General features: G+C 70.2%; 12 protein-coding genes. 6 read left to right on the forward strand and 6 right to left on the reverse strand.

Features of this window, described 5'->3' with window-relative positions:
• Positions 1–59 precede the first annotated feature (59 nt).
• Positions 60–1,259 carry an inositol-3-phosphate synthase gene (locus RWP81_RS07500; protein ID WP_314454292.1) on the reverse strand — a complete coding sequence of 400 codons (1,200 nt, stop codon included), beginning with the start codon at positions 1,257–1,259 and terminating at the stop codon, positions 60–62.
• Between the two features lie 423 nt (positions 1,260–1,682).
• Entirely contained in the window at positions 1,683–2,549 is an 867-nt protein-coding gene (locus tag RWP81_RS07505; protein WP_314454295.1) for an alpha/beta fold hydrolase, read from the reverse strand.
• Between the two features lie 113 nt (positions 2,550–2,662).
• Between RWP81_RS07505 and RWP81_RS07510 the strand changes: the two genes are divergently transcribed.
• From RWP81_RS07510 to RWP81_RS07525, 4 genes are all read left to right on the forward strand, one after another.
• Complete coding sequence (locus tag RWP81_RS07510; RefSeq protein ID WP_314454298.1) at positions 2,663–3,124, forward strand: MarR family transcriptional regulator; 462 nt, start codon at positions 2,663–2,665, stop codon at positions 3,122–3,124.
• Between the two features lie 8 nt (positions 3,125–3,132).
• Positions 3,133–4,494 (forward strand): MFS transporter, encoded by a 1,362-nt coding sequence (locus RWP81_RS07515; protein WP_314454321.1) that lies wholly within the window; start codon positions 3,133–3,135, stop codon positions 4,492–4,494.
• Positions 4,495–4,587: 93 nt separating this feature from the next.
• Entirely contained in the window at positions 4,588–6,198 is a 1,611-nt protein-coding gene (locus RWP81_RS07520; protein WP_314454300.1) for a DHA2 family efflux MFS transporter permease subunit, read from the forward strand.
• A gap of 124 nt (positions 6,199–6,322) precedes the next feature.
• A complete protein-coding gene (locus RWP81_RS07525) occupies positions 6,323–7,309 on the forward strand; it encodes an aldo/keto reductase (protein WP_314454302.1) in 987 nt (328 codons plus the stop codon).
• Between the two features lie 111 nt (positions 7,310–7,420).
• On the opposite strand, the gene RWP81_RS07530 is transcribed toward RWP81_RS07525, so the two are convergent.
• A complete protein-coding gene (locus RWP81_RS07530; protein ID WP_314454303.1) occupies positions 7,421–8,893 on the reverse strand; it encodes an MDR family MFS transporter in 1,473 nt (490 codons plus the stop codon).
• A gap of 83 nt (positions 8,894–8,976) precedes the next feature.
• Here RWP81_RS07530 and RWP81_RS07535 point away from each other — a divergent pair, with 83 nt between their 5' ends.
• On the forward strand, positions 8,977–9,597 hold the full coding sequence (locus RWP81_RS07535) for a helix-turn-helix domain-containing protein (protein WP_314454305.1): 621 nt from the start codon (positions 8,977–8,979) through the stop codon (positions 9,595–9,597).
• 7 nt (positions 9,598–9,604) lie between these two features.
• Here RWP81_RS07535 and RWP81_RS07540 read toward each other — a convergent pair whose 3' ends face one another.
• The 3 genes from RWP81_RS07540 to RWP81_RS07550 form a co-directional block, all read right to left on the reverse strand.
• Positions 9,605–10,450: a transglutaminase family protein gene (locus RWP81_RS07540; protein WP_055951554.1), complete on the reverse strand. Its 846-nt coding sequence runs from the start codon at positions 10,448–10,450 to the stop codon at positions 9,605–9,607.
• Between the two features lie 64 nt (positions 10,451–10,514).
• Positions 10,515–11,447, reverse strand: coding sequence for an alpha-E domain-containing protein (locus RWP81_RS07545; RefSeq protein ID WP_055951557.1), 933 nt, complete (start codon positions 11,445–11,447; stop codon positions 10,515–10,517).
• Positions 11,441–13,222: a circularly permuted type 2 ATP-grasp protein gene (locus RWP81_RS07550; RefSeq protein WP_314454314.1), complete on the reverse strand. Its 1,782-nt coding sequence runs from the start codon at positions 13,220–13,222 to the stop codon at positions 11,441–11,443. Before RWP81_RS07550 ends, RWP81_RS07545 begins: the two co-directional genes overlap by 7 nt.
• A 117-nt stretch (positions 13,223–13,339) precedes the next feature.
• Here RWP81_RS07550 and RWP81_RS07555 point away from each other — a divergent pair, with 117 nt between their 5' ends.
• Complete coding sequence (locus RWP81_RS07555; RefSeq protein ID WP_314454317.1) at positions 13,340–14,563, forward strand: carbamoyl-phosphate synthase large subunit; 1,224 nt, start codon at positions 13,340–13,342, stop codon at positions 14,561–14,563.
• Position 14,564 lies beyond the last annotated feature (1 nt).

Below are 14,564 nucleotides of genomic sequence, written 5' to 3' on the forward strand. Positions count from 1 at the left end.
GCCGAGCACGGTCAGCGACGCGGGGGCGCGGACGAGGTCGAGGTAGTCCGCGGCCCGCGTCACGGGGCGGCGACCCGCGCCGCAGCGACGGCGGCCGCGGTCTCGTGCACCCACGCGATGAACTGCGCCGTCTGCTCGCCGAAGCCGTGCACGTCGCTGCCCCACGGGTCTTTGAAGAAGCAGCCGAGGGCGGGGACGACGCCGGCGTGGCCGGCGCGGGTGGCCAGCGACAGCGATCGCACGAGGTCGATCACCAGGGGCGCGGCGAGCGCGGAGTCGTACGCGCTCCATGTGGTCTGCAGGGTGACGCGGCTGCCGAGGAATCCGGTCGCGCTCACGTGGTCCCACGCGGTCTTGACGTCGCCGAGGTCGGGCACGTTGTCGATGTGCAGGGGGGCCACGACGTCGTCGCCGACGAGGGCGTGCAGCCCGCGGTTCTTCGACACGAGCTTGGAGCGCACGGCCTCCGGGTCGGCGAGCGTGGCGCCGTCGCCGCCGCCGAGCAGGTTCGTGCCCGCCCACGACTGCACGCGGAAGCCGCGGGCGGCGAACATCGGTGCGAGCACCGTGCGAAGGAGCGTCTCGCCCGTCTTGCCGTCCTGGCCGGCGTAGGCGATGCCCGCACGCTCCGCCCGTGCGCGCAGCACGGGGAGGTTGAGGGATGCCGAGGGGGTGAAGGCGGCGTAGGCGGCACCGGCCGCGATCGCGGCGAGGGCCGCGCGGGAGCTGGGCGGGAGCACCCGCACCCCCGGGGTCGTCAGGGCGGTCTGCAGCGCCTCGTCGTCCTCGAAACCGGGGTGGTAGGGCGGCAGGGGTTCGGTGGACGAGACATCGATCACGACGACTTCGCGCAGGCCGTGACGGTCGCGGAAGTCGACGATGTCGGCGGCGAGCAGGTCGATCTCCTCCTGCTGCGTCGTGGTGAGCGTGGGCACCGCGCGGAGGTTCTCCTCGGTGGCACGGAGCCGCTCGCGCACGGCCTCGACGAGCGCGGCGGGGAACATGCCGCCGGCGGCGAGGTGCTCGGCCCGCTCCTCGAGCGGCGTGGCGGCGATGTCGTGTCCGCCGACGACGATGTCGGAGACCGCCGGGAACTCCGAGACGCGCACGGCGTCGGTCTCGGTGGTGAGGCCGACCGGCGAGGCGGCTCCGAGCGCGAGGGCGTGGATGCCGATCGTCGCCGTCGTGGCGAGCGATCCTCGTGCGCCGATGAACCAGGCGCCGACGCCGGCGGTGGGGGTGGTGTCCGAAGTGTTCACGCGGGATCCGTTCTTCGTTGAGGGACGTGACGATGCGGGCGCGCGCGATCGACCGGTCGGAGGACCGGGAGAGGGACACGCTCCAGGGGGATGGCGGGCGGTTCGGGTGTGCGAGGCGGGACTCGTCATCGAGGTGTCCCGGCCCTCCCGACAGTACCCAGGCTTTTGCGGGATAGCAACCAAAAGGTGTAGCCGCTAGGCGCAATAACTGCGCGACCACCGGGCGTGTCTGCGACAGCCGACGAGGAGGCGCCCTCTTGCGGACATGACCGCTTCCGGCTCTCCCCCGTTCGCCCTCACTCCCGCAGGCTGGAGACATCGGTCGGTTGCGTCACCGCGTCCGCCGATGCCGCCGATGGGGGGAGAGGGGCCGGGTGCCGGAGGGCTTTCGTCCCCTCTCAGGCGGCCCTGGCTGCGAGGCGCTCAGTCCACCGACGGCCGTGTGGCGCCGGCCGGCAGCCGCGCGTCGAGCCAGGCGAGCAGATCGGCACGGACGTCGGCCTGCCTCACCTCGGCGAAGATCTCGTGCCGGGCCCCGGGATAGACCCGCACCGTGACGTCGGTCAAACCGGACCGCTCGCGGTAGGCGTCGGCCAAGCGGTGCACGCTGCGGGGACCGCCGACGGTGTCGTCGCGTCCCACCATCAGCAGCATCGGCACGTCTCGTCCGAGATCCCGTCGCGGACGGCCGAACAGCTTCGCCGCCTCCACCGGCCCGAACAGTCGGAGCAGCGGCACCGACGTGGTGAGCGGGTCGTCGACGAAGTCGCGTCCGACCTGCTCGTCGCTCGACAACCACTCCATCCCCGACCCGCGCAGGTGCTTCCACGGGCCGTTCAGGTCTCCGGCGTTCAGCGAGCCGGGCCAGCGCAGGGCGGTGCCGCTCAGCACGACGGCATCGAAGGCCTCGGGATGCCGATCGAGCAGCATCTGCGCCAGGAACGACCCCCACGAGTGCCCGATCAGCACGAGGGGGAGGGCGGGATGCGTGTCGCGGATGCGCTGCGTCAGCGTCCAGACGGCGTCGCGCGCGGCATCCACCCCGCCGGGGCCGAGGCGACCGAGCTTGGTGTGATCGCCGCTCCACTGGCGGAGCCCTGTGCGTCCGTGGCCGCGATGATCGTCGGCGTACACGGTGTATCCGCCGGCGACGAGGGTCTCGATCAGGGCGCCGTATCGGCCCGCGTGCTCGCCCACGCCGTGCAGCAGCTGCACCACCGCGCGAGGCTCGGGCGCCTCGTAGACGTCGTAGACGATCGGGATGCCGTAGGCGTCGACGAACTCGGGCATGGGCCGAGTGTACGACGGCGACCCGCCACCGGCGCCGGGCCCCCGCGGCACCACGAACAGCGTGGCATCCATTCCCTTAGCAGGACTAATGAGTTATGCTAACGATTAGGAATATGAATGACAGCGTCGACGAATCCCCCCTCACCGACAACATTCCTGACCACAGCGCCGCAGCTTCCGAGTTGCGCATGGCCACGTTCCGACTGGCTCGCCGCCTCCGGGCGCAACGAGCCGTCGACACCATGAGCGACGGGCAGTTCGCCGTCCTCGCCGCGCTGACGGTGCACGGCGCGCACACGCTCGGTCAACTGGCCGATCGTGAGCGCGTCACCGCACCGTCGATGAACCGCACCGTCTCTCTTCTCGAAGAAGCCGGCTACATCACACGCACCCCGGATGCCGTCGACCGCCGTCGGGTGAGCATCGATCTCACCGCCTATGGGCGCACGATCGTCGACGAGACCGTCCGCCGGCGCGACGCCTTCCTCGAGGAGTCGCTCGCCGACCTGACCCCCGACGAACGGGAAACGCTGGCCCGCGCGGCCCTGATCATGAGGAAGGTGGCCGACAGGTGAGCACATCGATGTTCCGGTCGCTGTCGATCTTCAACTACCGCGTCTGGTTCATCGGAGCACTCGTCTCCAACGTCGGCGCCTGGATGCAGGCCACCGCCCAGAACTGGGTGGTCCTCACGCAGCTCACCGACAACGACGCCGCCGCGATGGGCGTCACGATGGCCCTGCAGTTCGCCCCGCCGCTCCTGCTGGTCGGCGTCACCGGATGGGTGGCCGACCGCTTCGACCGTCGCAAGCTCATCATGTGCACGCAGGGCGCCCTTCTCGCGCTCGCCGTGAGTCTCGGCATCCTGCTGCTCGCCGGGGCGATGACCCTCCCCCTCATGTACGGCTTCGCGCTGGCCCTCGGTGTGGCGACGGCGTTCGACAACCCCGCGCGGCAGGCGTTCGTGTCCGACCTCGTCTCGCAAGAGAATGCCTCCAACGCCGTGGCGCTGAACGCCGCGTCGTTCAACACCGCCCGGCTCATCGGCCCGGCCGTCGCCGGAGTGATGATCGTGCTCGTCGGCACCGGGTGGGTGTTCCTCGTCAACGCCGTGACGTTCCTCGCGATGCTCGGCGCGCTGCTGATGATGCGGCCGCACGAGCTCGTCGCCCGCGCCCGGCGGAACGGTCCCGCTCGCCTCGCCGACGGCTTCCGCTACGTCGCGCGGCGCCCCGACCTCGTCGTCATCTTCGTCATGGTGTTCCTGCTGGGCGCCTTCGGCATGAACTTCCCGATCTTCGCCTCCACGATGGCCCTCGAATTCGGCCGCGGCGCCGACGGGTTCGGCCTGCTCAGCTCGTTCGTCGCCATCGGCTCGCTCGCCGGTGCCCTCCTGGCAGCGCGCCGTGATCGCGCGCGGATGCGCGTCGTGGTGGTGGGGACGGGCGGCTTCGCCGTGGCATCCGCCCTCTCGGTGCTCGCCCCCAGCTACGCGACGTATGCCGCAACTCTCGTGCTCACCGGCTTCTGCGTCGTGACGACGCTCACCACCGCCAACGGGTACGTGCAGACCACCACCGACCCGTCGTTGCGCGGCCGGGTGATCGCGCTCTACATGGCGATCCTGCTCGGCGGCACCCCGGTCGGCGCTCCGATCGTCGGCGCCGTGGCAACGGAGTTCGGACCACGCACGGCGATCGGGCTGGCCGCCGCCGTCGCCCTCCTCGCGTGCGGGGTGGGCGTCGCGTGGACGCTGGCATCGGGCCGCGTCCACCGCCACGAGACGAAACGCTTCCGCCTCACCCTCGACGAAACGCGTCCGCTGCAGACGATCCCGGTGGAGCCCGAGGACTTCAGCGACGAGATCGCCGGCACGACCGCCATCCCGCTGCCGCCCGGCGAGCGCACTCCGCGCCCCGTGCACCGCCCTCGTCACAGCGCCTGATCTCCCGTCGATGTCCAGCGCCGTGCGCGCGCCGGCCCTCGAGCGTGCACGCACCCCCTCGCGCTCTCCGAAATCGCTAGATAAGCTAGCTACATGACCGGGAACCAGGCATCCCGCCGGTGGGCGGGACTCGTCTTCATCAGCATCGCCGTCTCGCTGATCATCGTCGACTCGACGATCGTCAACGTGGCCGTGCCCTCGATCGTCGAAGAGCTGAAGATCTCCTCGACCGAGGTGCAGTGGGTCCAGGAGGCCTACACCCTCGTCTTCGCGTCGTTCCTCCTCGTGTTCGGCAGCCTCGCCGACCGATTCGGGCGACGACGGTTGATGCTGTGGGGCGTCGTCATCTTCGCCGGAGCCTCCGTCGCCGCAGCCCTCGCCCCCACCGGGGGGCTGCTCATCCTGTCGCGCCTCGTGCAGGGCGTGGGCGGGGCGATGATCCTTCCGACGACGCTGTCGATCATCAACGCCACCTTTCGCGGCCGCGAGCGCGGCATCGCCTTCGCCGTCTGGGGATCCACGATTGGCGGCATGGCGGCCGTCGGGCCCCTGCTCGGCGGTTGGCTGACCACCGCGTTCTCGTGGCGGTGGGCGTTCGGCATCAACATTCCGCTCGGCGTCGTGATCGTGATCGGCGTCCTGCTCACCGTGGCCGAGTCGCGCAGCGACCGTGTCACCCGGATCGACGGCGTCGGCGCCCTCCTGTCGGTGCTCGCGATGGCCCCGCTCGTCTTCGGCCTCATCGAGGGACGCACGTACGGATGGTGGACCGTTGCCACCGTCCCCACGATCGGTGATCGGGCTTGGCCGTTCTCGCTGTCACCCGTGCCGATCGCGTTCGCGGTGGCCCTGGTCGCCGTGATCGCTTTCATCGCGTGGGGACTGCGTCGCCAGCGCCAGGGGCGCTCGACGCTGCTGGCCTTCGACCTCTTCCGCATCACGTCGTTCCGCAACGGCAACATCGCGGCCGCCGTCGTGTCGCTGGGCGAGTTCGGCATCATCCTCGCACTGCCGCTGTGGTTGCAGTTCGTCGTCGGCTTCGACGCCCTGCAGACGGGCCTGCTCCTGCTCGCGCTCGCCATCGGCTCCTTCGTCGCGAGCGGCGTCGTCGGGGCGTTCAGCGGCAGGGTGGCGCCGGTGTGGATCGTACGCGGCGGCCTTCTCGCCGAGATCATCGGCGTCGCCGGCGTCGCCGTCACGATCGGACCGGATGCCACCTGGGGACCGCTTATCCCGTTCCTCTTCGTCTACGGACTCGGCGTGGGGCTGGCCACCGCGCAGCTGACGGGTGTCGTCCTGGCCGATGTGCCGCCGTCCGCGAGTGGCCAGGCGTCGGGTACCCAGTCGACGTCGCGCCAGTTGGGCGCGGCTCTCGGCGTCGCGATCCTCGGCACTGTCCTCTTCTCGACGACCGCGGGGGTGTTGGCATCCACTCTCGACGATCGCGGCATCCCCGCAGCCGAGCGTGATCAGGTGGTCTCAGAGGTCGTCGACAGCGCCGGCGCGGCCATCGCCGGCCTCGGCGCGTCGCCCGAGACGCAGGATCTGGCGATCAACGCCCGCGCAGCCTTCAGCGACGGCACGCGCGCCGCGGCCTTCACCGCTGCGGCCTTCCTGACCCTCGGGCTCGCCTCGACGCTGACACTCGGCGCGGGCGCCTCCCGGCGCGAGCCCGACGAGGCGAGGGCCGGAGAGGCGGTCTGAGAGCGTCGAGCACCTCGCTGTCGACGGCCGAGAACCGTCGTCGAGGTTTGCCGACGTCACCCCCGGGGCGCCGGCTTCGGGCGTAGCGTCGACCCCAGGAACGACACGGCCAGGGAGTGACGGCATGCACACGCGCACATTGGGACAGGGGCTCGAAGTATCCGCGGTCGGGCTCGGCTGCATGGGGATGTCGCAGTCGTACGGACCGAACCCCGGCGACCGCGACGAGATGATCGCGGTGCTGCGGTCGGCCCTCGATGCGGGCGTCACCTTCTTCGATACGGCGGAGGTCTACGGCCCGTACGACAACGAGGAGCTGGTCGGAGAGGCGCTGGAGCCGATCCGCGACGAGGTCGTCATCGCCACGAAGTTCGGGTGGGACATCCGTGACGGCGCGATGGTCGGGCTCGACAGCCGACCCGAACAGATTCGACGGGTCGCCGACGCCTCACTCGCTCGCCTTCGCACGGACGTGATCGATCTCTTCTACCAGCACCGCGTCGACCCGGACGTTCCGATCGAGGACGTCGCGGGAACGGTCGGCGAGCTCGTCGCCGCCGGCAAAGTCCGCCACTTCGGACTCTCCGAAGCGTCGGCGGCCACAATCCGTGCGGCTCATCAGACGTTCCCGGTGACTGCTCTTCAGAGCGAATACTCCCTGTGGACGCGCGACCCCGAAACGGAAGTCCTCCCCACCCTCGCGGAACTCGGGATCGGATTCGTGCCGTTCAGCCCGCTGGGCAAGGGGTTTCTCACGGGCACCGTGGACGCCTCGACCACCTTCGGCGACGGCGACATCCGCACGCGCGTCCCGCGCTTCGAGGCCGACAACCTCGCCGCGAACCAGGCGCTCGTCGCGCACGTGCAGGACCTCGCCGCGGGCAAGGACTGCACGCCCGGGCAGATCGCCCTCGCGTGGCTGCTCGCTCAGGGACCGCACATCGCCCCCATTCCCGGAACCCGCCGCACGGAGCGGATCCACGAGAACGCCCGTTCGAGCGAGATCCCCCTCTCGGCTGACGAGAGAGCCGACCTCGACGGTCTGGCCCGTCGCATCGGCGTCCACGGCGACCGCTACAACGCGCAGCACATGGGCTTCGTGGGCCGCTGACCGGGAGAGGGCACGACACCGGGGTGGCCGGCGGGTCATCGTCGGCCCGACGATGGCGGGGCGAGCCGGTCGCGGGCACGCCCTCGCCACCGCGGTGACGGCCGGACGACGTCAGTGCGTCGGCAGTGCCTCGGGAGCGTCGACCTGCTTCGGGGTGCGCACGAAGGCCGCCAGCACGATGACGGCCACCGACAGGCACGCCGCGACGAAGAAAGCCGAATGGATGCCGGAGGCCGTGGCATCCACCGTCGATGCGCCGTCGTCGGTCGCCGCCGCCGCGGCCCCCACCGTCATGAGCGTCACGAACACGGCCGTGCCGGCCGCACCCGCGAGCTGCTGGACGGTCGAGACGATCGCGGAGCCGTGCGGGTAGAGCTCGCGCGGGAGCGAACCGAGCGCCGAGGTCATGAGGGGGGTGAACATGAACGCCAACCCCAGGCTCAGCACGCAGTGCACGGCGATGACGAAGCCGATCGGCGTCGAGGTCGAGAGCGTCGCGAAGCCCCACAGCGCGACGCTGGCGATGATCGCTCCGGGCAGCACGAGGGGACGAGCGCCGAATCGATCGAAGAGGTTTCCGACGATCGGCGCCATGAGACCCATGAGCAGCCCGCCGGGCAGCAGCATCAAGCCGGTGGGCAGCGTTCCGAGGCCGAGCACGTTCTGCAGGTACAGCGGCAGCAGGATCAGCACGCCGAAGAGCGTCGTCATGGCGACCACGACGAGGATCACGGCGACGGTGAAGGCGGAGTGGCGGAAGACCGCGAGGTTCAACAGCACACGATCGGTGGAGCCCAGACGCAGCTGACGCACGACGAAGGCGGCGAGCGCCACGGCCCCGACGACGAGGGGGATCCAGACCGGAACGATCGCGTGACCGCCCGCCGCCTCGCCGATGCTGGACAGGCCGAAGATGATGCCGCCGAAAGCCAGGGCCGAGAGCACGACCGACGGCACGTCGAGGGTGACGCGGCGGGTCTCGGTCAGGTTCCTCACCCAGCGGGCGCCGAGTGCGATCGCGACGAGGGCGATCGGCACCATGACGATGAACATGGCCCTCCACGGGAAGACCGACAGGATCAGACCCGAGACGGTGGGGCCGACAGCCGGCGCCACCGAGATGACGATCGAGATGAGGCCCATCATGCGTCCGCGCCGGTGGGCGGGGACGACGTTGAGCACCGTGGTGAACAGCAGCGGGATCATGATCGCCGTGCCGGACGCCTGCACGATGCGCCCGAGGAGCAGCACCCCGAAGCCGGGGGCGACGGCCGCGATCACCGTTCCGAGGGTGAACAGCCCCATCGCGGTGAAGAACAGCGTGCGCAGGGGGAAACGCTGGATGAGGAATCCCGTGGCCGGGATGACGACGGCCATGGTGAGCAGGAACGCCGTGGTGAGCCACTGCGCGGTGGCGGCGGTGATGTCGAGCTCGCGCATGAGCTCGGGCAGCGCCACGCCCATGATCGTCTCGTTGAGGATGACGACGAATGCGGCGACGACGAGCAGCGCGATGACGGCGCCCGGACGCACGGCGGCCTTCCCGGGCGGGGCGGCGGTGGGGACGGTTCCGGTGGCGACCATGGACGACCAATCTGAACGGATGGTGAGCAGTAAATGACATTGTGGCAGTGACTGCCAATAAGACATGGACTACTGTAGCCCACATGGAGACCGCAGCGGCACCCGTCGGCGAGGCGCTCCGCGACCGTCGACGGCGCGAGACGACGCTCGAGATCTGCGAGGCCGCCCTCGACCTGTTCGAGGAGAAGGGCGTCGCGCGCACCACCGTCGATGAGATCGCCGCCCGCGCGGGCGTCTCGGCCCGCACCTTCTTCCGTCTGTCGGGCACGAAGGAGGACGCCGTCTTCATCGACGACGGACGCTTCGCCGCCGCGTTCGCCGAGATCGGCACCGACGGCGACGACATTGCCGCCCTCACTCAGGCACTGCGAGAGGTCTTCGCCCGCGAACTCGACCGCCTGCACGCCGACGCGCACGCGCGCACGCGATTCCTTCGCGTCCGGCGCTTGATCGGTCACGAACCGACGCTGCTCGGCGCGGCCATCCGGCGCGAGACGACCTCGTCCGACCTTTTCGTCCCCGAGATCGCCGCCCGCATCGGCGTCAGCGAGCTCGATGTGCGCGCGGCGATCGGTCTCGCGGCCCTCGAGATGCGCACCGCCCTCGACGAGTGGGCGCGCCGCGCCGACCGCGGCGAGGAGGCGAACCTCCCCGCCCTCCACCGCGAGATCCAGACGCTGCTGGGTGCGGCGGCGGCCGACTGAACTTGACTCAGGTCTCGCGCGTGATCGTGACCTTGACCTTGAGGTTGCTGCGCCCGGGGCCCGCGTACACGCCGCGCAGCGGCGGCACGTCGTTGTAGTCGCGTCCGCGACCGACCAGCACGTGGCGGTCGCCGATCTCGATGTTGTTCGTCGGGTCGAAGCCCTGCCAGTCGCCGGCGAACCACTCCACCCACGCGTGGGACTCCCCCGTCACGGCCTCGCCGACCGCGGCGGAGGGCTTCGGGTGCAGGTAGCCCGAGACGTAGCGGGCCGGAATGCCGACCTCGCGGAGCGCCCCGATCGCGATGTGCGCGATGTCCTGGCAGACGCCCTTGCGGGCCTCCCACGCGTCGATGGCCGTCGACGTGACGGCCGTGACGCCCTGCATGTAGTCGATGGCGTCACCGACGGCTTCCGCGATGGCGTGGGCCGCGGGGCCCGGACGCTCGTGTTGCGCGGCGATGGACCGCGCCAGCGCGGCGACCTCGGGATGCGGGGTCGTGCGACGTGTCTGCGTGAGTTGCTCGACGGTCGAGATGGATCGATCGGCCTCGGCGGCCAGCTGCTCCCAGGTGATGTCGGCGTGCTCGATCGGACGCGGACGCACCTCGATGAGCGAGCGCGCCGTGATCGTGAGCGCCGAGTGCGGCGACAGCACGTCGAAGGCCGCGACCCGCGTGCCGAAATAGTCGACGTACTGGTTGACCGAGGTCGACGGCTCGATGTCGAGCGACGAGCTGAGCACGAACTGGCTGTCGGTCGAGTGCGGCAGCATCCGCGCCTCGTTGTAGGACGCCGAGACGTCGCCCGGGTAGATGAACCCGGTCTGGTGCTCGATACGAAGACGTTTCATCGGGTCGTCCTCTCCGCCTGACGTGACGCCGCCGTCGCGACCGGTTCCTGAGCCTGTCGAAGGGTCACGAGATCTCCCCGATCCAGCTCGGCTCGGCCTGCGTCGGGAAGAACCGCGAACGGATCGCCTCCGACGCCTCTCGCGTGACGGTCTGCACGCGCTGCATGTGCTCGGGCAACTCCGACAGGATCTCGCTGATGGGCCGGTACTCGAGGTCGTTGCGGATCTGCCCGAGGGCGCGGAGCACCGTGTTGGAGTGACCGACGCGATCGGCGCGGGGATCGATCGCGCTCATGCAGTCCTCCGCGCGCTGGATGGAGAAGATGATCGAACGCGGGAACAGGCGGTCGAGCAGCAGGAACTCCGCGGCGTTGCGGGCACTCGGCATCCCCCGGTACGTGCGCAGGTACGCCTCGTAGGCGCCGCACGAACGCAGGATCGTCGTCCACGACGGACCCGACACCTCGGTCAGCGACCGCGTGGCCAGCAGCCGCGCCGTCATGTCGGTGCGCTCGATGCTGCGGCCGAGGGTGAAGAACTGCCACGCCTCGTCGCGGTTGGTGGACGAGTCGACGATCCCGATGGCCAGGGCCGCGCGCTCGCGCGTCCACTGGAAGAACTCGTGCACCTTCTCGGTCTGCAACCGTCGCGGCATCCGGGAATTCGTGGTGTTGAGGGTCTCCCAGAGCTCGGTGGAGACGATCTCGCGTGCGCGGCGGGCGTTCTCGCGCGCCGCGGTGAGCGAGTACGCGATGCTCGACGGGTTCATCCGGTCGACGGCGAGACGGGCGAGCACGTCGTCACGACGTACCGTGTCGATGTTCTCCGGCCAGGGCGAGCCCATCACGCTCAGCAGCGAACGGCACGCGGTGTCCTCGTCGATCCAGGGATCTTCGAGCAGCAGTTGGAGGTGCACGTCGAGGATGCGCGCCGTCCCGTCGCTGCGCTCGATGTAGCGCCCGATCCAGAACAGGCTTTCTGCGATGCGGCTCAGCATGGTGCCTGCTCCCGTCCGTCACCCGCGGGTGCGACCGAGGACCCCGAGCCTGTCGAAGGATCCGGAGTCGACTCCCGCGCCTGCTGCTGCTGCTCCGCCTGCGGGCCGTGCTGCACGTTGACGTCCGCCTGCTGCTGCTGCTCCTGCTGGTCTCGACCCGGGCGGTGATCGCGCGGCGAGGTGGCGGGTGCGGGCTGACCGTCGTAGATGATCGGGATGGACTCGGTGACCGCCGCCTGGTCGGCGACCAGGCCCGAGACGCCACTGCCCTGGCCGTACTCGACGTGCGAGGGGGCCGAACCACCGACCACCCAGGTGTCCTTCGACCCGCCGCCCTGGCTCGAGTTCACCACGAGCTGCCCCTCGGGGAGCGCCACGCGGGTGAGACCGCCGGGCAGCACCCAGATGTCGTCGCCGTCGTTGACGGCGAACGGACGCAGGTCGGCGTGCCGCGGGCGCATCCCGTCTTCCACCAGCGTCGGGATGGTCGAGAGCATCACGACCGGCTGGGCGATCCAGCCGCGTGGATCGGCCTTCAGCCGTTTGCGCAGCGCGTCGAGTTCGGCCGGCGAGGCGTCGGGGCCCACGACCAGGCCCTTTCCGCCGGAGCCGTCGACGGGCTTGACCACGAGCTCGGGCAGCCGGTCGAGCACCTCTTCGAGGGCGCCGGGGTCTTCGAGCCGCCAGGTGTCGACGTTCTTCAGGATCGGTTCCTCGGCCAGGTAGTAGCGGATGAGTTCCGGCACGTACGTGTAGAGCAGCTTGTCGTCGGCGACGCCGTTGCCGACCGCGTTCGCGATCGTGACGTTGCCGAGGCGCGCGGCCAGCATGAGACCGGGAGCGCCCAGCATCGAGTCGGCGCGGAACTGCAGCGGATCGAGGAAGTCGTCGTCGACGCGACGGTAGATGACGTCGACGCGCTGCGGCCCGCGGGTGGTGCGCATGAACACCTTGCCGCCGATGCTCAGAAGGTCGCGTCCCTCGACGAGCTCGACGCCCATGAGGCGCGCGAGCAGCGTGTGCTCGAAGTACGCCGAGTTGTAGACACCCGGAGTGAGCACGACGATGTTCGGGTCGTCGATGCCGGGCGGGGCCGAGGCGCGCAGCGCCGCGAGCAGCTTGTTCGGGTAGTCGCCCACGGGGCGCACGCGCATCGACACGAACAGCTCGGGCAGCGTCTGCGCCATGACCCGGCGGTTGGAGATCACGTACGAGACGCCGGAGGGCACGCGCACGTTGTCTTCGAGCACGCGCATCTCGCCGTGCTCGTCGCGGATGAGGTCGATGCCCGACACCTGGATGCGCACGCCGTTGGCGCTGCGGATGCCGGCGGCCTGACGGTAGAAATACTGCGACGACGAGATGAGACCGGCGGGCAGGATGCCGTCGCGCACGCAGTGCTGATTGCCGTACGCGTCGTCGAGGAAGGCCTCGAGCGCCCGGACGCGCTGCTTCACGCCGGCCTCGATACGCGACCACTCGTCGTACGCGATGACTCGGGGCACGGCGTCGAGCGGGAACGGCCGCTCCTCGCCCGCGAAGTCGAACGTCACGCCCTGCGCCAGGTACGAGCTGGCCAACGACTCGGTACGGCCGCGCAGCTCCTCCTGGGTCATCTGCGCCAGCGCTTGGTACAGCTCCCGGTACGCCTCACGAGAGGGAGCGGCGTCGCCGGCCGTGGCCGGGGCACCGAACATCTCGTCGTACGCCGGGATGCCGGATGCGGTCTTGCGCGGCGCCAGCGTGGAGCCGTAACCGTCGAAGAGGTCACCCATGCTGAGACTCTACTCAGCACCGTGTTGCCGACACGTTTCCCGGACGACGATGTCGGGGGTGTCGGGGGTGTGGATAGAGTGACGCCATCGTTCGCCGCCACGATCAAGGATGCTTCCATGCGCGTGCTCGTCACCAGTTCCCGCAACACCTTCGCCCTGGATCTGATCCGCAAGCTCGGGAGCGTGGGGCACACGGTCTTCGCCGCCGACACCTACGAGGGAGCGGTCGGTAGCCATTCGCGCTTCCTCGCGGGCCACCTGACGACCCCGTCGCCGCGCTTCGAGACCGACGCGTTCATCGCGACGGTCAACGCCTACGTCGAGGAGCACGACATCGAGGTCGTCATCCCGACCTTCGAGGAGGTCTTCTACCTCGCCGCCCGCGCGGCCGACCTGCCCGAGGGGGTTCGCCTGTACGCCGGCAGCTTCGGCGACCTCGCCCGCCTGCACGACAAAGCGAGCTTCCAGCGCCTCGCCCAGGATGCCGGCGTGCCCATCCCCGAGACGGTCGTCGTCACCTCGCCCGACGAGCTGCGCACCGCCATCGACCGCTTCCCCCGCTACTTCGCCCGCGCGGCCTTCTCGCGCGGCGGCGTGGGCCTGTTGACCAACACGGGGCCGCTCGCGGGCAAGGTGCCCGTGGAGGACTGCGTGCCGACCCCCGAGCAGCCGTGGCTCGTGCAGCCGTTCGTCGACGGCCCCATGGTCTGCACCTACAGCGTGGTGGTCGACGGCACGGTTCAAGCGCACACGACCTACCGGGCGGCCGAACAGTGGGCGCACTCCACCGCGATCGCGTTCATCGCCGTCGACAGCACCGACACCCTGCGCTACACGCAGCAGCTCGTCGCCGCCCTCGACCCCGGCTTCACGGGGCAGATCTCGTTCGACTTCGTCGACCACGGCTCCGATGCCGCCCCCGACTACAAGATCATCGAGTGCAACCCGCGCCCCACCAACGGCGTCATCCTGCTCGAGGCCGACGACGTGTCCCAGGCGATCCAGGGCGAGCTCGCCGAGCCGGTGGTCGCCGTGCCCGGTACGGAGCGGCAGATCACCCTCGCCGTGATCGCCGACGCGTTCACCGAGCCGCTGTCGCATCTGCCGAGGACCCTGCACGACCTGCTCCACGTGCGCGATATCGGGGCCGGGTGGTGGGACGACGCGGCGATGCTCTGGAGCCCGGCCACGATCGCGCACGGCGCGAAGATCTCGCACGGCGACCGGAAAGAGGTGCTCGCCGCCCTCGGCGACGACATCGTCTGGAACGGCGAGCCGATCGAGGGCATGAGCGAGACGGATGCCGCGGCCCTCGAGGCCGTGCACGCCGGCCGCGTCTGAC

Source organism: uncultured Microbacterium sp., assembly GCF_963521695.1.
GTDB lineage: Bacteria > Actinomycetota > Actinomycetes > Actinomycetales > Microbacteriaceae > Microbacterium.

Bases quoted from the DNA above. Each gene is read 5' to 3' on its own strand.
- RWP81_RS07505 (WP_314454295.1), bottom strand. From the start codon at position 2,549: ATGCCCGAGTTCGTCGACGCCTACGGCATCCCGATCGTCTACGACGTC.
- RWP81_RS07510 (WP_314454298.1), top strand. From the start codon at position 2,663: ATGAATGACAGCGTCGACGAATCCCCCCTCACCGACAACATTCCTGAC.
- RWP81_RS07515 (WP_314454321.1), top strand. From the start codon at position 3,133: ATGTTCCGGTCGCTGTCGATCTTCAACTACCGCGTCTGGTTCATCGGA.
- RWP81_RS07520 (WP_314454300.1), top strand. From the start codon at position 4,588: ATGACCGGGAACCAGGCATCCCGCCGGTGGGCGGGACTCGTCTTCATC.
- RWP81_RS07525 (WP_314454302.1), top strand. From the start codon at position 6,323: ATGCACACGCGCACATTGGGACAGGGGCTCGAAGTATCCGCGGTCGGG.
- RWP81_RS07530 (WP_314454303.1), bottom strand. From the start codon at position 8,893: ATGGTCGCCACCGGAACCGTCCCCACCGCCGCCCCGCCCGGGAAGGCC.
- RWP81_RS07535 (WP_314454305.1), top strand. From the start codon at position 8,977: ATGGAGACCGCAGCGGCACCCGTCGGCGAGGCGCTCCGCGACCGTCGA.
- RWP81_RS07540 (WP_055951554.1), bottom strand. From the start codon at position 10,450: ATGAAACGTCTTCGTATCGAGCACCAGACCGGGTTCATCTACCCGGGC.
- RWP81_RS07545 (WP_055951557.1), bottom strand. From the start codon at position 11,447: ATGCTGAGCCGCATCGCAGAAAGCCTGTTCTGGATCGGGCGCTACATC.
- RWP81_RS07550 (WP_314454314.1), bottom strand. From the start codon at position 13,222: ATGGGTGACCTCTTCGACGGTTACGGCTCCACGCTGGCGCCGCGCAAG.
- RWP81_RS07555 (WP_314454317.1), top strand. From the start codon at position 13,340: ATGCGCGTGCTCGTCACCAGTTCCCGCAACACCTTCGCCCTGGATCTG.